This window comes from Paenibacillus sp. FSL R7-0313, assembly GCF_037969885.1.
Lineage (GTDB): Bacteria > Bacillota > Bacilli > Paenibacillales > Paenibacillaceae > Paenibacillus.
Genome location: NZ_CP150219.1, coordinates 5,029,803 through 5,049,227, shown reverse-complemented (window position 1 = coordinate 5,049,227; position 19,425 = coordinate 5,029,803). Strand labels below are relative to the sequence as shown.

Below are 19,425 nucleotides of genomic sequence, written 5' to 3'. Positions count from 1 at the left end.
AAAAAAGCAGCTAACTGGAGAGTTTCACATAAATAAGCCCACATTGGAACAGTTAAAAGTGTGTGCTGGAGGGGCGCTTTATGCGTCCCTTTTTTAGTTTTCAGATTTTTCTCACAAAAAAAGTAACTTGACTTTTGTATGGGTTTAAGCAGGTACTTGACAGGGGTGTGGTATAGTATAAAAAGTTCTTTTAATGAAGAAAGACGGAGAAATATACAATGTGGGGTGTAACCAGTGTATCAATATAAGGATCAGGAATATGAAGCAGTACATTTTGAGGGACGTGATCTGCGCTATGGAGAACTCATAAGTTGTGTTTTCAAGCAGTGTACATTTATGAACGCTTCTATGGAAGAGATTGAGACAAGTAACTGCCGTTTTATCGAGTGTGACTTCAAAGGGGCTTCCATGAATGGTTCGATTCATACGGAATCAGCTTTTGAAAACTGCACCTTTGGTGGTGCGAATCTATTTGCTTCCAAATTCAGCTCCTGCAAGATGACAGGCTCAGACTTTTCAGGTGCGCAAATGGATGGCATCACACTAAGTCACGGCGATTGGTCTTATACGAATCTGAGACATACACGTTTGGGGAAACAGGATCTGCGAGGAATTCGTTTCTTTGAGGCTGACTTTACGGACACGGATTTCACCAAAGCGGATTTGAGAGACTGTGATCTTACTCGAGTTGTATTAAGCAGAGCTAAGCTGCAAGGGGCGGATCTAAGAGGGGCTAATCTGGAAGGCATCGATCTGAAATCACTGGATGTCAAAGGCGTACGTTTGGATCGCGAACAAGCCGTTCTGTTTGTACGCTCGTATGGTGCGAAAGTAGACTAAGTTGAGTTGAACATACACAGCATGAAGCCGCCCTTAAGGCGGCTTTTTTGAGTTTGAAGCTTTCCGATTCAGAGAGAATAGGCAGGAAAAAGAGATCTAAACAAGAAGTAGTTAACATAAGTTTCAACTAAAAGGAGGTTATCATGTCCGTCACATTAATTATTTTTGTTGCTGTTATTGTCTTTGGGCTTACAACAGGCACGATCACTACGATTATGGCATTTAAACTGTTACGTAACAATAAAGAGAAACATCACCTTCGCAAGAGCATTCTGATGGACGGAATTCCAACAGAAGCAATAATTCATGATATTGTACAGACATCATCCAGTAGGGATGGAAGGCCTGGCGTGCGATTGGATTTGACTGTAACCCAAGTTGACGGCCGCACCTTCCCAACAATTGTAGAGACTTATATTCCAATCACACGTATTCCCCATTTTCAGAAAGGAAATGTCATTAATGTAAGATACATTGCGATGGGGAATGAACGAAAAGTTGAGGTAGAGGATGCCTACCTTCCGTGAGGTGCCGCAGGGTGGTAAGCTTCGGTTATCAGGCATATCAAAAACCATTATCTGAAACAACTCAGGTAGTGGTTTTTGATGTTAATTTAATTGAGTTAATCCTCTTCTTTTGACATATTTCTAACGATCAGAAAAATCGCAAATATACCTAATAAAATAATAAATCCATTGGTTATCGGAAACCACATGATTCTATATACCTCGCTTTGTTTCATGAAGTGAATTTCATTACGTTTTAACGCTGCGTTTTTGTGCTCGTTTCAAGCGCAAGGCAACCCAGCTCATAATCAGAGCAGCAATAAACAGAAATACGGTCACACCTGCAATGACGACAAAGAATGATTGATCAAATGCAGCAAAGGCGGCATTTTTGAGCGATTCAGCAGACGCAGCAGGCAAGCTTTCGGCAGCGATAAGGGCTTCATCCAGACTGTCTTTCGCATTGGCTGGCACACTAATTCCCGCAGGAATCTTCATAGCGAGTGTGTAGAAAAGGGTCGACATGCTGCCGATGATCGCAATACCGGATGCTCCGCCCAGCTCATAACCTACTTCCTCAATGGATGCTGCCATACCCGCTTTGTGAGGTGGGGCATAACTCATAATGGAATGTGATGCAGCGGTCATGCCTGATCCAAGACCTGCACCAAGCAGTGCCAAACCGATAATTTGCCCAGTGAACCCAGCATTGAAATACATCAGATACGTCCCCATGCCAAGGGCAGCGATGAAGAGAGTGGAGCTTTTGATATATACAACATCCACACGGTGCATAATGGCCCCCGTAACAGGTCCGGCAATAAGTGCTGCAACAGGTATGGATACGGTGAATAGTCCAGCCTGAAGAGGTGACATGCCTTCCACCAGCTGAAGCCGCTGAGTGACCATATATTGCACACCCATTTGTGCAAATAAGCCAACCAGTGCGGTAATAAAACCGGTGCTGAATCTTGGGATTTTGAATAAGGACAGATCCAGCAGCGGATTGGGACTGTTATTCTGACGGCGAATAAAAATGATCAGGGACAGAAGACCGATCACAGCAGCAATGATAGCGAGTGTGAGGGATCCTTCGCGTCTTGTGAATTCCTTAATGGAATAGATAATTCCAACCATGGCAATCATGATCTGAATGGAACTGGTGAAGTCCCACTTTTTCGACGCATCCCCATGGTGTTTAGGAATCATTTTCAAGGCGAATACAAACGCAAGAATAGCGATAGGCAGGTTAATTAGAAACACAGAGCCCCACCAGAAATGTTGAAGAAGCAGTCCACCAACAATCGGTCCCAGTCCAGCACCACCTGATGCAATGGAACCCCATATGCCGATCGCCAGTGCGAGTTCTCGCTCATTCCTAAACGTAACTCTGATAATCGACAATGTCGCTGGCATCATCATGGATGCACCTACGGCTAGAAGAATTCTGCTCATGACTAGTACAGCCGGTACTGGAGAAAAGGCAGCAGCAAGAGAAGCAGCAGAAAAGACGAGCAAGCCCAGGGTAAATATTTTTTTATGACCAACACGGTCCCCGAGTGTTCCCATTGCAGGAAGAAGACCCGCCATGACAAGGGAGTAACCGTTCAGAATCCATAATTTCTCCGAAGCAGATGCACCGAGATCATGGGTCAAGCTGGGTAAAGCGGTGTACAGGATGGTCATATCCATGACAATGAGTAATAGTGCACTTGAGACAATAACAAGAATCATCCAACGTTTGAATTTTGACATGTTTCCCTCCGGCGATATGAATAACTTACAATTTTAGACTAAACTATCGGGTAACCCTATAGTCAAATCTTTATTTACACACTATAATGCATTTATACTTTTATAACTTAGACCACATATGTACACGGAGGGCCCTAAGATGGCTGGACATCACGCACAACACTTTACCACCAGTGAATTTGCCAAGATCTGCGGAGTGACCAAACATACCTTGTTTCATTATGACGAGATTGGGCTGTTAAAGCCTGAATATATCAATGCCAAGGGCTACCGCTACTACGGTATGCAACAAACGTATGTGCTGGATGTCATACATGTGCTGAAGAAGGCAGGAAGCTCACTCCAAGAGATTAAGTCATTTATTCAAAATCAGAATACACCATTGTTAATTGAGCTATTTGAACAGAAATTAAAGGCACTTGAGTTGGAGCAACAACGAATCAAACGTATGCAAAAGCTGCTAAGTGGTGCCATTGAAATGACGAAACAAGCCACGGATGCTTCTCCTGAAGGGCTGCATATTGAACAATGTGAGCTGGAGTATTTTATTGCTGTTCAACTGGAGCAAGGGGATGGGGATAAGGAATTCTTCCGTAAGTTCATTGAATACAGGACCCATTGTGATGAACAGATGATCGACTATGAATTTCCGGTATGGACGATCTTACGTCAGGAGCACTATGAGGCAGGAGAATACTATCCGGATTACTTTGGCAACAAAATAAAAACTCCCATTCCAGGGGAAACGATATGGATTAAGCCCAAAGGGATGTATGCCGTCATGAATCATCGAGGTTCATACGAAAGCATGCCGGAGACGTATTCCCTCATGAAAGAGGAGATAGAAAAAGAGGGACTCCAAGTCTGTGGACATGTATATGCACTGGACCTGCTCACTTATTTTGCAGAAAGTAATCCCGATGAGTACATCATCAAAATTTACGTAGAGGTGTGTACGGCTGATAACCCAAGCAAAGGGCAGAATGGCTTGACTTAAGGAGGATATTTATTTGAAATTAATTCAGACATATGATGTGGATCTAAGTGAAGAGTGGTCAACTCTTCTTCGAGAATTACTTGTTGCCAGTTTTCCAGTGATTTATCCAAAAGACAGATTGTTCTTTAAGCAAATACCACATGGCAGAGTGTTGGCGTTTACCCCTGATAACCAATTAGTTGGGCATGTCGGACTAGATTACAGGATGATGAATTTGAATGGAACACCCATAAGAGTGTTGGGGATAATCGATTTGTGTGTTTCTCCGGCTATTCGCTCTCAAGGAATCGCTTCTTTGTTAATATCCGAAGTGGAAAGGTTGGCCAAAGCGCGTGTTGATTTTGTCCTTTTATTTGCGGATCATGAGGAATTGTATAGTAAAAATGGATTCAAAACGGTAAGCAACACATGTAAGTGGTTGAAAATTGATCATGAAACCTTAACCACAGTTGGAGTTGGGACTGAAAAGGTAGAGGGGTTAATGATTAAAGAAGTGGGAAGCATGCCATGGGGTGAAGGGGAACTCGACTTTTTAGGATATTTATATTAATCCCTACACGCCAATATGGGAGAAGGGTGCCTTGACCCATGTTGTATTCCATGTTAAGTTTTCTGTATTCAAATTGTGAGCTTGTAAAGGGGTGATGGAGTGATGACGGAATTAGAGGTTGTGGATGTTTATGTGGACCTGTCAACGAACATGAACAGTGGCATGGTTCACAATATAACTAATCAGAATCCGACACTTTGTCCTCCTATGCATAGATCTACTCGGCGCTAAATGATTTATCGCCAGGTTTCTTTATTGTATAAGCGAATCTAAATTCTGATTATGTTCAAATATTAAAGTGAGGGAATCCATGCCATGTTCGATGGTGAAATCCCGTCAGTTTACTTTTATATTTCACATAAGAAGGATGATCTGTATGTCTTTAATTAACGTTACCAACCTGACCTTTGCCTATGATGGCAGTTACGATAACATATTTGAAAATGTTAGTTTTCAGTTGGACTCTGATTGGAAATTGGGTTTTACCGGAAGGAACGGCAGAGGTAAAACAACCTTCCTCAATCTGTTGCTCGGCAAATATGAGTACAGCGGACATATCTCTGCGAATGTTAGCTTTGAATATTTTCCTTTCCAGGTAGAGAATAAGGGAGCTATGACCGTCGATGTCATCGGCGAGATTCATCCTGAATATCTGCACTGGCAAGTTGTGCGCGAGCTTAACCTGTTGAAAGTGTCAGAAGATGTGTTGTATCGGCCTTTCGATACGTTATCCAACGGAGAACAAACAAAGGTGATGCTGGCTGCTTTGTTCCTGAAGGATAATCGGTTTCTGCTCATTGATGAACCTACCAATCATCTTGATCTTCATGCGAGACAAATTGTAGGTGATTATCTCCGCAGCAAGAGTGGATTTATTTTGGTATCTCACGATCGATCCTTTCTGGATCAAAGCGTGGACCATATCCTTTCCATCAATAAGAGTAACATCGAGATTCAGAAAGGCAATTTTTCCGCTTGGTGGGAAAATAAAAGAAGGCAAGATCAGTTTGAACTTGCAAGTAATGAGAAATTAATAAAGGATATCAAACGTTTATCCGATTCAGCCAAACGGACCGGTGGATGGTCACATGAAGTTGAAAAAACCAAAAATGGTACGAGAAATTCCGGTTCCAAGGTGGATAAAGGATATATTGGGCACAAGGCTGCCAAAATGATGAAACGTTCCAAAAATATCGAACAAAGGCAGCAATCTGCAATTCAGGAGAAGTCCAAACTTCTCAAAAATATTGAGAGTGCAGAACGTCTACAGATTCATCAGCTGGATTTTCACAAGCATGAACTTGTTGAATTGGAACATGTGTCGATCTCATACGGCTCCAATACGGTGTGTAAGGATGTCAGTATCACGGTTGAACAAGGGGATCGTATTGCCCTATACGGTAAAAATGGATCTGGCAAATCAAGCATTCTTAAGCTGATCTGCGGTGAAGATATTGCTTATACAGGTCTTTTCCGTAAGGATCACCAACTTAAAATCTCGTATGTGTCGCAGGACACGTCCGATCTCGGAGGGCATTTATCTGAGTATGCGGCCATACAGGGGATTGATGAGAGCCTGTTTAAATCGATACTTCGAAAGTTGGATTTTTCCAGACTGCAATTGGAGAAAGATATCTCAACGTTTAGTGCAGGTCAAAAAAAGAAAGTGCTCATTGCCAAAAGTCTTAGTGAGAAAGCTCATCTGCACATTTGGGATGAACCACTCAACTTTGTAGATGTCATTTCACGTATGCAGATCGAAGACTTATTGCTGGAATACTCGCCAACCCTGCTTTTTGTAGAGCATGATCGTGAATTTTGTACAAATATTGCAACGAGAATCATCGAACTGTAAGTAACGGGAAAGATATCGATGCTAAGAGCCGCCAAATGGCGGCTTTTAGTTTTACTCGTGAGGAAGTATGCTATAATTTTATAGTCTAATCCAATCATATGATGGATAATCAGATCAATTGTTGAACTATACTCGCCAAGAGGTGTAATAGAATGAAAAAAGAAATGACTACAATCAAACAAACCAGGCTTCATTCCATTTTGGACGAGGCCACCAAGTTGCTGATTGAAAAACCGAATGCTTCCATGAATGAAATTGCAGAATCTGCAAACATCGGGATTGCGACGTTACATCGATACGTGGAAAGCCGCGAACAGCTCATGGTTCATCTGGGATTACGCGCAATCGAGGTGGTCAGTGAGACCATGAAAGAAATTCAACTGGATGAAGAGCAATGTGAAAAATACATACCTGAGCTGATCGAGGCGCTTATTCCATTAGGCGACAAAATATATTTTCTGGCTCATGACACCACCATTAACTATAATCCCGAGATTGAGGGAGCAGATATGAAACTGAGACAACCTGTACTGCATGCGGTCGGTCTGTTACAACAGAAAGGTTACTTCCGCTCCGATCTTGATAAAACCTGGATTGTCGATGTGCTGTATTCCATCATGTTCCTGACGTGGCAACAAGTTGTGAGTGGTCATATCGCGAGAAAAGCAGCCCCTGCGCTTGTGGTGGATACGTTTTATCATGGATTTAAGCAGCGTTAGGTCAGGGCATATCCAACGAAAAATATAGATTTTAATACGAAAGCACCTCCAAAGAATCAACCGTATCGTATGATACGCAGACTCTTTGGGGGTGTTTTTTGCATTCACAACAGCGTTTCTCAGTGTGAAAGCTGCAAAGACTTGATTTTCTCACATATTCAAATATTAATAGAGTTCAGAATTTAAGATTTTCAGTTTACAAAAAATGATATAAATTTCTAGTAGATTCAAATCATTACCAAATAAAGACAAAATATTCAAACAAGGAGGCCGGACAGAACTACCTGCAATTATGCATTTCAAAATCAGCTCAAGTACTCATTCCATCAACCCAAATCAGGAGGGATTCCATGCTTTACACCATTATTGTGCCAGTCAACCAGGACTATAACATTTTGAACCTGTTCACAGATTCGTTGCTCCGGACGGTAAGCCCATCCACTCAGATTATTTTCATCAACGATGGTTCCGGCTCAGCAGTCTTTCAACATCTGGATAAACTGAAGCAAGAAGTAAGAGAAGGTGTGACCATCGAGATTCTTCAGCATGATTTTCCACTCGGTTGCGCCGTGTCGATTAATAGCGCACTGAGTCTAGCCAAGGGAGAGTACATTTTCTTCCTGGATTCGGACACCATTCTTCAACCGAACTGGCAACCGATGATGAAAGAGACACTGGATAGCGATATTACAATCGGCATGATTGGAGGGGTTCTGTTGTATCCGCAAACCGGAGGCGTGCAGCATTGCGGCATTGCTTTTGCGGACACCATCGGCCGACACCTGTTCCTGAACGCATCTCCTGATGATATACCAAAAGAAACCTTTTCTGTTCAACTGGTGGTGTTCGCCATGTTTGGCATGAAGCGGGAGGTGTATGAGACCATCGGCAACCTCGATGAGAAGTTCTTTAACGGATACGAGGACTTTGATTATCAGATGCGGGCACGAGCTGCGGGATACGATACGGTCATTAACCCGAATATTCAGGCGTATCACTGGGAACGCAGCAGCGGCATTCACCGCAACTTCAACCGCAAGAACAATCTGGCACGCTTCTGGAAAAAGTGGGGCGGTCAGATCGAGGCTGATGTGTGGCCATTCGTTTTCAGTCATCTGAAAGCACAGCTGGAAAGCCAAGGGGAATACCAGCATCTGCCGATTGTTGGGATTGACCTTGCCGAGGTTCGAAGTGATGCCGATACATTCTGGACTAAGCTGGAGGAAGCTGAATTTGCAAATGTAGCCGAAGTACGTGACTATTCAAACCGCTTCAATTCCAATGGAGCCATCTGGCTGCCACAGGTACTGGGCAAGGAACTGATTCATAGTGAGAACCGGTTACTGTTTTTGGTGGACAATTTCGCCCGTTTGCTGGAGAACCGCTACTGGATTGAGATGAGACATGCTCATCGAGCCAAGGATCTGATCATTGACCTGTATGGCAATGTGATCACAATGGATCGCATCTACGATGGATGCTGGCCTGGAACCAAAGTTCGGTAATTCACTCACAACGAAAATAAACAGGGAGGTACTTAAGGTGAAAGAAAAAGAGAGCACGCTCGATCGTGCCGTAAGATTTACCCGGAATCTGGAGTGGTTGGAACAAGTCGAAAAGGTAATTCCGAGCGGATGCAGCACTTTAGCCAAAGCACCTGAACGTTTATTTCCCGGGCATACACCCGTATGTTGTGCAGAGGCTTACAAATCCCGATTTACAGATATCGACGGGAATGAATGGCTGGATTGCGAGATGGCCATGGGTACGGCGTCTTGGGGCCATGCGAGGCATGAAGTCCAACTAACCGTCATTCACCAGCTGAAAAAAGGGACAAGCTTTTCTCTGCCTGCCGACATTGAGCTTGAATGCGCCGAGTTGATTTTAGAGCGGTTCGAGGGTCGTTATCCATCGCTTCGCTTTACCAAGAGTGGGGCCGATGCAGTGAGTGGAGCTGTACGTCTGGCTCGTGCTGCAAGTGGTAAGAGCAAGGTTATTGCGACGGCTTATCATGGGTGGCACGATTGGTCTGCCTACGGCTATTATGGTGGCCAGACGAAAGAACGTGGCATCCCGGTGGATATCGAGCGTTCAACGATCTGGGTCAACAAACCTACTGTGGAGCGAATTGAGGCCCAGATTACCTCATCTCCCGAGGATATCGCATGTATTGTTTTGTGCCCCAACGAGTGGAAAAGGGACGCGCTGGAGGAAGCCGTAAACCTGTGTCGCTCTCTGGACATCATTATTATATTTGATGAGGTCACTTCCGGTATTCGAATGGGCAAGCAGGCTACAGCAGGAGAATATGACATCTGGCCTGATCTGCTCTGTATCTCTAAAGGTATGGCCAACGGTTTACCGCTCGCAGCGGTTATGGGGCCTGAGCACCTGATGTCTTTGTCAGGACAGGTCAGATTCAGTAATGCCCATTCCAGCGAAACGACAGCGCTCGCGGCAGCCATTGCCTGTGAACGATTAATGAAAAATGCGAAAGTATGGCCGACCTGGCGTGATCCGGCAACCCGGATCATGGATCGTCTGGAATCTGAACTTGTGTTACTCGGATTGACGGATCAATTGGAAGTGAAGGGGACGTATGCAAGCTTCTGCATTCAATCCTTGGCTGAAGATAACTTCCAGACAGATCCTTTCCGCGAGTTCATGGTGAAGAGAATGGCTCACTTCGGTATTTTCACCAAAGGGTACTTTATTTTCTCCGATGCCCATACACGGGAAGAATTGCTGTGGGTCGAGGAAGCGCTGTTGCAGATCCTGTCAGACTGGAAAGAGATTCAGAAGCAGGAACATCTTCATGCGATGCAACTTTCGAAAACGTTTGAAGCTTAATCCATAGATCATAATTGAAAATCGACTAGGAGGAATTATTCAATGAAAGCACTCGTATATCAGGATCTTAAACAGGTGACTTACCAGGAGATTGAGGAGCCAACCATTCAAAAGCCAAACCAGGTAAAAATTAAAATCTATGGTTCCGGCATCTGCGGGACAGATCTGAATATTGTCAAAGGCAAAGTGCCGGCGAATAAAGGAACGATCATTGGTCATGAAGGCGTAGGCACAGTGGTTGAGGTGGGCGACGACGTTCGTGGTTTCAAGATCGGTGATCGGGTATTGGTTGATCCCACGCAATCTTGCGGTACCTGCTCATACTGCCGTGAGGGTCTGTTCATCTACTGCGAGAATTTTGATGACTATCAAGTAGGGATGACGACACACGGAACCTTTGCTGAATATTTTGTTGGGGACGAAAAGTATATCTATGCCATCCCGGATTCCATGAGTTGGGAAACGGCCATGATGATCGAACCACTGGGATGTGTACTTCAGACGTTTATGAAAGCAGGGACTAAGCCAAGTGACTCCGTACTGGTCCTCGGTTCGGGTGCAATCGGTTCCCTGTGTCAGCTTGTTAGCAAACGATTGGCAAGGCTTACTGTAGGCACGGAAGTTGATCCATACCGCAAAGAGTTCGCTTCAGGGATCGCGGATCATGTGTTCTATCCTCAGGATCTGACACTGGATAAAGTTTACGAGATCAATAATAACAAAAAGTTTGATATTGTAGTGGACGCGGTTGGTAACCAGCTTCATGTAGGGTTTGAGCTGATTGCCAAAGGCGGCAAAATTATTCCTATGGGATATGACGACAGCTATGAGGTAACGTTCAAATCAACAGCCGTCATTAATGATGGAATTAGTATCATCGGTGCAGTTGCTAATCACTCGATGATCAGTACGGCACTGAAATTTGCCCAAAGTATCCCGGAACTGGAACAGATGGTGACAGCCAAGGAACTGCTGAGTGATTATGAACAGGCCTTTAATGGAACGATTGGTTATGACATGCACACTGGAGAGAAGTTGCCGATGAATTCAGTCAAAACAGCTCTTATTCTATAAGAGGTACTATAAGCATGTAGACATTAGCGGGTTTGCCGCTGCGAGAAGTTGGAATTCGCAGCGGTGAAAACCGCAGAAGGAAGGGATATCGATTGAAATTGCTTCAAGATTTGCCGAAGAATCCACGCTACTCCATTTTACTCGAACCGGTATGGGCCATTCCGGGCACGATCGTTCTCTTCTACGCTCCTTTATATATGAAGGAAGCCGGACTTTCGGACATTGAAATCGGTTTAATCAATTCGGTGAATCTTTATTTTGCCTTTATCTTTCAATTGTTTGCGGGTTCCATTACGAATAAGCTGGGCCGGAAACGAACAACGCTGATCTTTGATCTGCTTGCCTGGAGTGTTCCCATGTTCATCTGGGCCTTCTCCCAGAACTTCTGGCTGTTCCTGATCGCTTATTTACTGAACGCAACATCCAAGTTTGTAACGGTCGCCTTTAACTGTCTGATCATAGAGGATGTGGAGGAACACAAACGATCCAAGGTGTTTGCCATCCTCAACATGATTATTACAGGGGCTGGGGTTCTTACGCCGATTGCCGGAGTTGTCATTGCTGATTTTGGTATTGTACCAACACTGGCCAGCATTTATTTTGTCGGGGGCATCCTCATGACCGCCATGTTTTTCATTCGTAACCGATACACGGATGAGACCGAGGTCGGCAAGGAACTTATGGGATTGCATAGTAAAACCCGCGTGCTTCAAAGTTTGGGTTCCAGTCTGCGCCTGTTCGGCAAATCGTTCTACAAACGGAGACTTTTTCCGATTATTCTGATCACGGTGTTGTCCAATCTGATTTTGCAGCTGAACTTCTTTCAGGTCATTTTCTTCAAGGAACAGTTGAAATTTGATGATCGTGTCATTTCGTTTATCCCAGTAGTGACTGCGGTAACCGTCATGCTGCTCTATCTGGTCATCATTCCGCGACTGAAACGGCGTTCGGAAGAAAAGTATGTTGGTTTTTCCATCGTGCTTAGCACGGCTGGAGCCATTCTGTTTCTATTGATCCCTGTGGGGAATATAGGCATGCTGTTTCTCACGCTAATCGTGCTCGCTGCGGGTAACTTCATTTTGCAGACGTACCGGGATTCCCTGCTGATGAACCGATTGGGGACGCATGAGAAAGCCGACATGTTCTCGGCTGTGCAGACGGTCATGACGCTGACAGCCATTCCATCGGGATACCTGACGGGTTTGCTCTACCATCACAATCCAACACTGTTGTTCAGTGTCATTCTTGGTCTATATATCGTACTCATGGTCATCATGTTTTTCCTGCCAGATCCGCAAAAGCACTCCCAAGTGCTAGGACCTTACAAAAATATGTAGAAAAAGGGGTTTACTGTATTTGGAGCGAATATGTAGTACAGAAAAAAACTAGAACTACCTCAGAACATATTTTAACTTGGGAGGCTGCTAACAAATGACTAACGTAATGACAACAGAAGCACGAAAGCAATGGAGCTGGATGAACGAGCCCGAAAGCTGGTCCTTTACAGATCAGGGAGGTGTGCTGGTGGAAGCGAAGGCGGACACCGACTTTTTCCAGGACCCTGCGGGCAAGCACATTCGTGCAACTGCTCCTTTCTTGTTCATGCCTGTGCCTGGCGATTTTGAAATTACAACCCAATTAACCGTTGATATGAAAAATCAATATGATTCCGGATGTCTGATGGTGATGGCGGATGATCTTAACTGGTGCAAAATTTGTTTTGAGTATGATGGAAAAGTGCCTACCATCGTGTCGGTGGTGACACGTGATGGTTCATCCGATGATTGCAATTCGGTTGAAGTCTCCGTACCTAATCCTTATCTGCGTATACGCAAAGTAGAGGACTGCATATCATTCTTTTATTCACCCGATGGGGATGAGTGGAAACTAATTCGTTATTTCGGCATGCCGATTCAGAGGGAACTTCGAGCTGGATTAGTTGTTCAGTCGCCGACTGGAACGGGCTGTACGTGTCACTTTTTATCCGTGAACGTTACTCATCCGGACTTGACCGCACGCTTCTAATCCGCTCCCCCGGCCGATCATTGGAGGGAGAACAGGTTCATGGTAAAAGCATTTATATTTGATTTTGATGGACTCATTGTCGATACAGAGACACCTTGGTACTATGCATTTCGCGATATTTATGAAGAGCACGGAGTGGAACTTGGTCTGGAGCTATGGTCGAAAAATGTGGGGACATCCTTTGAGGAGTTTCATCCATTTCTATATCTGGAGCAGGCGCTCCAAAAAAAGATAGATCATGATCATATCAAACTTCTCTCTGAACAGAAATACGAAGTCTATTTGGGACAGGCCGCCATTCTTCCGGGGGTGTATGAATTGCTTCAGTCTGCGAGGGAGAAGGGGATTCAGCTTGCGGTTGCTTCCAGCTCCACACGAGACTGGGTGCATGGTTACTTGCAGAAGTTAGGCATTTTCGATTATTTTACAGTTGTTCATACATCCGAGGATGTGAAGCGAGTGAAACCGGACCCTGAACTGTACCTTCTTGCTCTCCAGAGTCTGGGGATCGAGGCTTCCGAAGCGATTGTGTTCGAAGATTCACCTAATGGCTTGAAGGCAGCCAATGCAGCAGGTATTCGTTGTATCATCGTGCCTAACGAGGTAACGCGTGGTCTGGAATTCGCCATGCATGAACTTCGGTTATCCTCGCTGGCCGAGATCGATATGGAGGCGCTTTAATCCAGATACTGCTTGCGTAGCTCGATAGGAGAGATCCCTTCGTATTTTTTGAACACTGATCCAAAGTAACTGGCACTGTTGAAACCAACGGCTTTGGCTATTTCATGAGCGGTTGTAGCGTCATTTTCGATGAGCATTTCCTTGGCTTTCAACAACCGATACCTCATGAGATACTCCAGTGGAGTCATTTGAAATTCTTTTTTGAATATCCGATTCAGGTGCTGCTCGGTAACATCCATCTGCTCAGCCAACATGGGGAGAGAAATATCCTGATGATAATTTAGTTTGATAAAAGTAATGAGTTCATCCAATCTTAATCGGGCATCAGAACGTTCGTAAGCACTATAGCGTTCACCTTCAATGGTTAATCTGACCAAAAGCATGTACAGTAATGCGGATACGTGCCAGATCTGATCCTTGTGCCGGGACTGCAGCGCCAACGTAATTTCACGCAACAGGATATGAAGCATTCCATCCGGCTTGAAGGCGCGCAGCTCCCCGATCTGCAAGGTATGCAAGAACCGTGGCAACAAATAGCCATTGAAAGACAGACAATCAAATCGTAATGAATCACTCAGATTGTGGTAACGGTAGGTTACCTCGGGAAACAAAATAAGAGCGGTCCCTTTTTTGATCGAAAATTCATGATTCTTTGCTGCGATTCGCCCTGTTCCTCCGATGCACTGTACAATGCTGTAATCCCGTGAATGGTCGCTCCAATTCATCAATTCATCAACGGTCAACTGGTTTTGCCCTGTAATCATGAGCGGCATATCGGTATCCAGCGGATTCCCCATGCTAGGTTTCGGCATCGTCGTGTTATTCCTCTTTTCGTTAAAGGATCATGTGCGTAAGTGGCGTGGTTACAGAGTTAAAAGAAACCTAGAAAGAATTATATTACATAAATGGAATAATTTTAATTGAATGACGGGTAATATATAAAACGTTTTCATATAAATGTTTCAACAATTATTTCTTTGATGAATGAGTATGAACAGTGGTCTGATCAGCCTCTATTTATGGACCTTAAAGTACGCCTGCCTTGCCAACAGAATGCGAAACGTTATACGCTATAACGAATGAGTGATTAAAGAAAGGAATGCAAACATGAAGAAAGTCATCGTAGTCGGATCGGGTATTCTGGGGGCATCAACAGCCTATCAATTAGCCAAACATGGCGCAGAGGTCATCATCATAGACCGAAAAGATATAGGACAGGCAACGGATGCAGCTGCTGGTATCATCTGTCCATGGCTGTCACAGCGACGTAATCAGGACTGGTATCAGCTCGCCAAGGCTGGTGCGCGGTTCTATCCTGGCATCATAGCGGAGCTTGAGGGTGAAGGAGAAACGGAAACCGGATATGCTCAAGTGGGTGCGCTCAGTATTCATACGGACGTGGACAAAATCAACAAGATGGAAGAGCGGGCCCATCTTCGCAAAGTAGATGCACCGGAGATTGGCGACATCACACCTCTGGATGTAAAAGAAACCCATGAATGCTTTCCATTGCTGGATGAACGTTATCAGTCGGTACATATCAGCGGTGCTGCACGTATAGATGGAAGGGCGCTGCGTGATGCCTTAATCCGGTCTGCACAGCGAAATGGAGCGGAAGTGATCTATGGAGACGCCACGCTTCAATTCGAAGCAAATCGGGTCGTTGGTGTGAGTGTTAATGATCGGAGTTTCCTGGCAGATGAAGTCGTTGTCTGTGCAGGTGCATGGGCCAACGAACTGCTGAAGCCGCTCGGGATACACTTTAAAGTGCATTATCAAAAGGCACAAATTATGCATCTACATGTCACGGATGGGGAGGATACAGGAAGATGGCCTGTGATCATGCCACCTTCTGACCAATATCTCTTGGCCTTTGATCAACAGAAGATTGTGATTGGAGCCACTCATGAAAATGATGTGGAGGGTTATGATACAAGAGTAACTGCAGGAGGCATGCAGGAAGTTTTGAATAAAGGTCTGGAACTGGCGCCGGGGCTAGCCAATAGCACATTCCAGGAAGTAAGAGTTGGGTTCCGTCCGTTCACGCCAGGCTTTCTGCCAGTAATGGGGGCTGTCCCAGGCTGGGAAGGTCTGATTACCGCGAATGGACTTGGAGCCTCTGGATTGACCATGGGTCCTTTTATCGGGAGTCAACTGGCGAAACTAGCTCTTGGCTTGGGGCTGGATATCGATATTGAGCCCTATGCTGTTGGCAAAGCAATGGATGAAATTAAAAGAGGTGAGTCATGACATATTCACAACGTTTATCCGATGGAGCGAATTCGTCCGACATCATATATCTGGAACATCAGATCGGTACGACGAAAGAAGAACTGCGCATAGCTTTAGAGAAACAAGAAACATACAAACGCGAATTGTCGGAATTGTCGTCATCACCAATCGGTAAAGCATCGAAAGAGGGTTCGGACGAGCAAGTCTTAATGGAGAAGGCACGCCAAACGCAGAACTTGGTTGAAACCTTGTCTGCACAGCTGGATCAGCTACAGGAAGCATTGGCGAAACTAGGCGATTGATCGGTTCGTATCGCTGATCTCTCTGAAACAGCGACAGAATAATATACGATACGTATAAAACAAAAACCCCTTATACTAAGGGGTTTTTCTGATTTAGTTCAAATGGTTTATATCAATAAATGAACTCATGGTATAAAATGGAATCAGGTGCTGAACTGTCAATTCAGGTACCCATGTAACCAATCACGAAACTATGCTGAGAGGTGGATTCCAAATGTATAAAGAAGTGATACGTGTTGAGGATATCACGGGGTTTCAGTCCAGATCAGAAGAGTTTTTCCCACTTCACTGGTTTCGAAAAATGCTGTCCGAGCATCCTGTGTACTATCACGAAGATACAGACACCTGGAATGTGTTCAGATACGATGATGTGAAGCAGGTCCTCAGTAATCATGAGTATTTTTCAGCCGAAGGAACCCGGACGACGATTGCCGTTGGAGCAAAAAACAATGAGGGTACACCTCCAGACAAATTAAACATATCAAGTATCGATCCTCCCCGTCATCAAAAAAGTCGTTCGTTGTTATCTGCTGCTTTTACACCGCGTAGTCTGAAGAACTGGGAGCCACGTATTCGCAACATTGCAGAGCAGCTGGTAGCAGATATTGAGCCGAATACGACCATTGATATTGTTCAAGCGTTGGCTGCTCCGCTGCCTTCGATGGTTATGGCTGATCTGCTCGGCATCCCTCTCACAGACAGTCATCGCTTCAAGAACTGGGTAGATATTCTGTTTCAACCTACCAATCCGAAGACTGCTGAAGAGAGTGAACTGAAAAAACAAACTGCAGCGCAAGAGTACTATCAATTTCTGTATCCTGTTGTGGTTCATAAACGGTCCCATCCTGGTCAGGATATCATTACGGATCTGTTGAACGTTGATGTTGAGGGGGAGAAGTTCACGGAGGATGAGGTTGTTCGCACGACCATGCTTCTGCTCGGAGCTGGTATTGAGACAACAAGCCATATGGTTTCAAATACATTCTATTCCTTCCTGTACGATGACCCGAGTCTGTATGGCCAACTAAGACAGAATTCCGAGTTGGTTCCGCTCGTAGTGGAAGAAATGCTTCGTTATCGGTTCCACAATGCCAAGCGACATCGGACAGTGAAGCAGGATAACCAACTCCTCGGAGTAGACTTGAAAAAAGGGGATGTCGTCATCTCCTGGATGAGTGCAGCCAATATGGACGAGCAGATGTTTGAAGACCCGTTTGATCTAAACATTCATCGTCGGAATAACAAAAAACACCTTACCTTTGGTAATGGCCCACACTTTTGTCTAGGTGCCCCACTGGCAAGAATGGAACTAAGTATCGCCTTGACAGCATTTGTGGAGAAGATTGCTCGGATTGAACCAGCGGAGTCCTTTGATCTGGAGAGTAATCTGGCCACTTCAGCTCCGGGACAGTCTTTGACCCATCTGCCAGTGAAGATCGTTGCGGAGTGAGAAGGAATCATACGGGATACAACCTAAAAAGCGGCAGATCAGACGTAAACGTCTTGATCTGCCGCTTTGTTATGCAAGCAATTATGAGGCTGGACACCTTAATTTGAGTTCATAGAAACTTTTTGTCTTACCACCTGTTTGATTTCTTCCTCTTTGGCTTGTTTGGTACGTTTGATAAAGAAGGAAAGAACCAATCCCACAACAGCGATACCGATGATAACAACATAAGCATCATTGATACCCTGGATCATGGATTCTGTAGCAAGCTGTTTTTGACTGAGACCATTGGCTGCACCAGTCGCCATCATATCCTGTACGTGTGCCGTTGTACGGGAGGTCATGACACTCACGAGCAATGAAGTACCTACAGCGCCAGCTACTTGTCTGACGGTGTTGGAGATAGCTGTACCGTGTGCACCAAGTCTTGGTGGCAGTTGGTTAAGCCCCGCAGTCTGAATCGGCATCATGAGCAGAGCCATACCAATTCGGCGGCCAGTTGACATTAATACCAGGTAACCATAGCTGGTTGAATCCGTTAAGTCGATGAAACCAATTGTCGTCACGATGGTGATCACCATCCCGATAACAGCCAGCCATTTTGCTCCAAATCGGTCAAACAATTTTCCGGCTACAGGCATCAGGAAGCCCATGACAAGAGCACCCGGGAGCAGTAATAATCCGGACTCCAGTGCAGTGTAACCACGTGCGTTCTGGAGGTACAAGGGAAGCAACATCATGTCAGCATACATGATCATCGTAATTGCGATACTAATGACCGTGGTCAGGGAGAACATGTTGTATTTGAAAGCCCGCAGATCAAGCAGCGGAGTATCTGAAACGAGCTGCCGCCATGTGAATAGTGCAAGAGCAACTATACCAGCAGCGATACAGATAAGTACTTCTGCACTTGACCATCCCAGACTTCCTGTTCTGCTGAAGCCATACAGCAATGCGCCGAATCCGATGGTGGACAGTACAACACTGATGGTGTCGAACTTCGTACTAACTCGTTCGGATACATTCTTCAGGTATACAAACGCAAAGGCAATGACAATAAGAGTTAAGGGTATCATGCCGTAGAACATCGTTTGCCAAGAGTAGTTCTCCAGAATATAACCGGCAAGTGTAGGCCCAATTGCAGGGGCGAAAATGATCGCAAAACCAACCATACCCATGGCTGATCCTCGTTTTTCAGGAGCAAACAAGGTCAAAATAACGTTCATCAAGAGCGGCATGATAATGCCCGCGCCCGCTGCCTGAATCATGCGTCCTGTCAGCAATGTGCCGAAGTTGGTTGCAAGGGCGGATACGATGGTACCAATCAGGAAAATAAACATTGAAGCTTGGAATAATTGCTTGGTTGAAAAGCGTTGCATGAAGTAAGCCGTAATGGGGATAAGTACCCCGTTCACCAGCATATAACCTGTCGTTAACCATTGTGCTGTTGCGGCGGAGATGTTAAAATCACCCATCAGTTCCGGTGTAGCGACACTCATGATCGTTTGATTCAACGTTGCAAGGAAGGCTCCCAAAATCATGATAAACAGGATGGGGCCTTTCTTTACGGATAATTCTTCTTGTACTCTAGC

Annotated in this window: 18 protein-coding genes; 15 read left to right on the top strand and 3 right to left on the bottom strand. The window is 44.9% G+C overall.

Annotated features, from left to right (window positions below; all coding sequences use genetic code 11):
* Positions 1-234 precede the first annotated feature (234 nt).
* Positions 235-840, top strand: coding sequence for a pentapeptide repeat-containing protein (locus NSQ38_RS21915; RefSeq protein WP_339784043.1), 606 nt, complete (start codon positions 235-237; stop codon positions 838-840).
* A gap of 143 nt (positions 841-983) precedes the next feature.
* Positions 984-1,367 (top strand): hypothetical protein, encoded by a 384-nt coding sequence (locus NSQ38_RS21910; RefSeq protein WP_339784042.1) that lies wholly within the window; start codon positions 984-986, stop codon positions 1,365-1,367.
* A 228-nt stretch (positions 1,368-1,595) separates the two neighbouring features.
* Here NSQ38_RS21910 and NSQ38_RS21905 read toward each other — a convergent pair whose 3' ends face one another.
* Positions 1,596-3,101: an MFS transporter gene (locus tag NSQ38_RS21905; protein WP_339784041.1), complete on the bottom strand. Its 1,506-nt coding sequence runs from the start codon at positions 3,099-3,101 to the stop codon at positions 1,596-1,598.
* A 139-nt stretch (positions 3,102-3,240) separates the two neighbouring features.
* Here NSQ38_RS21905 and NSQ38_RS21900 point away from each other — a divergent pair, with 139 nt between their 5' ends.
* From NSQ38_RS21900 to NSQ38_RS21855, 10 genes are all read left to right on the top strand, one after another.
* Positions 3,241-4,098, top strand: coding sequence for a MerR family transcriptional regulator (locus NSQ38_RS21900; RefSeq protein WP_339784040.1), 858 nt, complete (start codon positions 3,241-3,243; stop codon positions 4,096-4,098).
* A gap of 13 nt (positions 4,099-4,111) precedes the next feature.
* The gene (locus tag NSQ38_RS21895) at positions 4,112-4,648 is read left to right on the top strand and encodes a GNAT family N-acetyltransferase (RefSeq protein WP_339784039.1); all 537 of its coding nucleotides are present in this window, start codon (positions 4,112-4,114) and stop codon (positions 4,646-4,648) included.
* A 376-nt stretch (positions 4,649-5,024) separates the two neighbouring features.
* The gene (gene abc-f / locus NSQ38_RS21890) at positions 5,025-6,503 is read left to right on the top strand and encodes an ABC-F type ribosomal protection protein (RefSeq protein ID WP_339784038.1); all 1,479 of its coding nucleotides are present in this window, start codon (positions 5,025-5,027) and stop codon (positions 6,501-6,503) included.
* A 152-nt stretch (positions 6,504-6,655) separates the two neighbouring features.
* Positions 6,656-7,222, top strand: a complete 567-nt coding sequence (locus tag NSQ38_RS21885) for a helix-turn-helix domain-containing protein (RefSeq protein WP_339784037.1) — start codon at positions 6,656-6,658, stop codon at positions 7,220-7,222.
* Between the two features lie 350 nt (positions 7,223-7,572).
* The gene (locus NSQ38_RS21880) at positions 7,573-8,727 is read left to right on the top strand and encodes a glycosyltransferase (RefSeq protein ID WP_150367354.1); all 1,155 of its coding nucleotides are present in this window, start codon (positions 7,573-7,575) and stop codon (positions 8,725-8,727) included.
* A 37-nt stretch (positions 8,728-8,764) separates the two neighbouring features.
* Entirely contained in the window at positions 8,765-10,072 is a 1,308-nt protein-coding gene (locus NSQ38_RS21875; protein ID WP_339784036.1) for an aminotransferase class III-fold pyridoxal phosphate-dependent enzyme, read from the top strand.
* Positions 10,073-10,114: 42 nt separating this feature from the next.
* Complete coding sequence (locus tag NSQ38_RS21870) at positions 10,115-11,146, top strand: alcohol dehydrogenase catalytic domain-containing protein (protein ID WP_036608226.1); 1,032 nt, start codon at positions 10,115-10,117, stop codon at positions 11,144-11,146.
* Between the two features lie 92 nt (positions 11,147-11,238).
* Positions 11,239-12,483, top strand: a complete 1,245-nt coding sequence (locus NSQ38_RS21865; RefSeq protein ID WP_339784035.1) for an MFS transporter — start codon at positions 11,239-11,241, stop codon at positions 12,481-12,483.
* Between the two features lie 94 nt (positions 12,484-12,577).
* Positions 12,578-13,171 carry a DUF1349 domain-containing protein gene (locus NSQ38_RS21860; protein WP_339784034.1) on the top strand — a complete coding sequence of 198 codons (594 nt, stop codon included), beginning with the start codon at positions 12,578-12,580 and terminating at the stop codon, positions 13,169-13,171.
* Between the two features lie 39 nt (positions 13,172-13,210).
* Positions 13,211-13,852: an HAD family hydrolase gene (locus tag NSQ38_RS21855; protein WP_127548321.1), complete on the top strand. Its 642-nt coding sequence runs from the start codon at positions 13,211-13,213 to the stop codon at positions 13,850-13,852.
* Here the strand turns inward: NSQ38_RS21855 and NSQ38_RS21850 are convergent.
* A complete protein-coding gene (locus NSQ38_RS21850; protein ID WP_339784033.1) occupies positions 13,849-14,664 on the bottom strand; it encodes an AraC family transcriptional regulator in 816 nt (271 codons plus the stop codon). The two genes, NSQ38_RS21855 and NSQ38_RS21850, sit on opposite strands and share 4 nt — an antisense overlap.
* Positions 14,665-14,959: 295 nt before the next feature.
* Here NSQ38_RS21850 and NSQ38_RS21845 point away from each other — a divergent pair, with 295 nt between their 5' ends.
* The 3 genes from NSQ38_RS21845 to NSQ38_RS21835 all read left to right on the top strand — a co-directional run bounded on the left by NSQ38_RS21845 (position 14,960) and on the right by NSQ38_RS21835 (position 17,836).
* A complete protein-coding gene (locus NSQ38_RS21845) occupies positions 14,960-16,102 on the top strand; it encodes an FAD-binding oxidoreductase (RefSeq protein WP_339784032.1) in 1,143 nt (380 codons plus the stop codon).
* A complete protein-coding gene (locus NSQ38_RS21840) occupies positions 16,099-16,386 on the top strand; it encodes a hypothetical protein (RefSeq protein WP_339784031.1) in 288 nt (95 codons plus the stop codon). The genes NSQ38_RS21845 and NSQ38_RS21840 overlap by 4 nt, the downstream gene beginning before the upstream one ends.
* Before the next feature lie 214 nt (positions 16,387-16,600).
* Positions 16,601-17,836 carry a cytochrome P450 gene (locus tag NSQ38_RS21835; protein WP_339784030.1) on the top strand — a complete coding sequence of 412 codons (1,236 nt, stop codon included), beginning with the start codon at positions 16,601-16,603 and terminating at the stop codon, positions 17,834-17,836.
* Between the two features lie 98 nt (positions 17,837-17,934).
* Here the strand turns inward: NSQ38_RS21835 and NSQ38_RS21830 are convergent, their stop codons facing one another.
* On the bottom strand, positions 17,935-19,374 hold the full coding sequence (locus tag NSQ38_RS21830; protein WP_339790633.1) for a DHA2 family efflux MFS transporter permease subunit: 1,440 nt from the start codon (positions 19,372-19,374) through the stop codon (positions 17,935-17,937).
* Positions 19,375-19,425: the final 51 nt, after the last annotated feature.

Bases quoted from the DNA above. Each gene is read 5' to 3' on its own strand.
- NSQ38_RS21870 (WP_036608226.1), top strand. From the start codon at position 10,115: ATGAAAGCACTCGTATATCAGGATCTTAAACAGGTGACTTACCAGGAG.
- NSQ38_RS21830 (WP_339790633.1), bottom strand. From the start codon at position 19,374: ATGATTTTGGGAGCCTTCCTTGCAACGTTGAATCAAACGATCATGAGT.
- NSQ38_RS21855 (WP_127548321.1), top strand. From the start codon at position 13,211: ATGGTAAAAGCATTTATATTTGATTTTGATGGACTCATTGTCGATACA.
- abc-f (WP_339784038.1), top strand. From the start codon at position 5,025: ATGTCTTTAATTAACGTTACCAACCTGACCTTTGCCTATGATGGCAGT.
- NSQ38_RS21845 (WP_339784032.1), top strand. From the start codon at position 14,960: ATGAAGAAAGTCATCGTAGTCGGATCGGGTATTCTGGGGGCATCAACA.
- NSQ38_RS21905 (WP_339784041.1), bottom strand. From the start codon at position 3,101: ATGTCAAAATTCAAACGTTGGATGATTCTTGTTATTGTCTCAAGTGCA.
- NSQ38_RS21860 (WP_339784034.1), top strand. From the start codon at position 12,578: ATGACTAACGTAATGACAACAGAAGCACGAAAGCAATGGAGCTGGATG.
- NSQ38_RS21885 (WP_339784037.1), top strand. From the start codon at position 6,656: ATGAAAAAAGAAATGACTACAATCAAACAAACCAGGCTTCATTCCATT.
- NSQ38_RS21910 (WP_339784042.1), top strand. From the start codon at position 984: ATGTCCGTCACATTAATTATTTTTGTTGCTGTTATTGTCTTTGGGCTT.
- NSQ38_RS21835 (WP_339784030.1), top strand. From the start codon at position 16,601: ATGTATAAAGAAGTGATACGTGTTGAGGATATCACGGGGTTTCAGTCC.
- NSQ38_RS21880 (WP_150367354.1), top strand. From the start codon at position 7,573: ATGCTTTACACCATTATTGTGCCAGTCAACCAGGACTATAACATTTTG.
- NSQ38_RS21900 (WP_339784040.1), top strand. From the start codon at position 3,241: ATGGCTGGACATCACGCACAACACTTTACCACCAGTGAATTTGCCAAG.
- NSQ38_RS21850 (WP_339784033.1), bottom strand. From the start codon at position 14,664: ATGCCGAAACCTAGCATGGGGAATCCGCTGGATACCGATATGCCGCTC.
- NSQ38_RS21840 (WP_339784031.1), top strand. From the start codon at position 16,099: ATGACATATTCACAACGTTTATCCGATGGAGCGAATTCGTCCGACATC.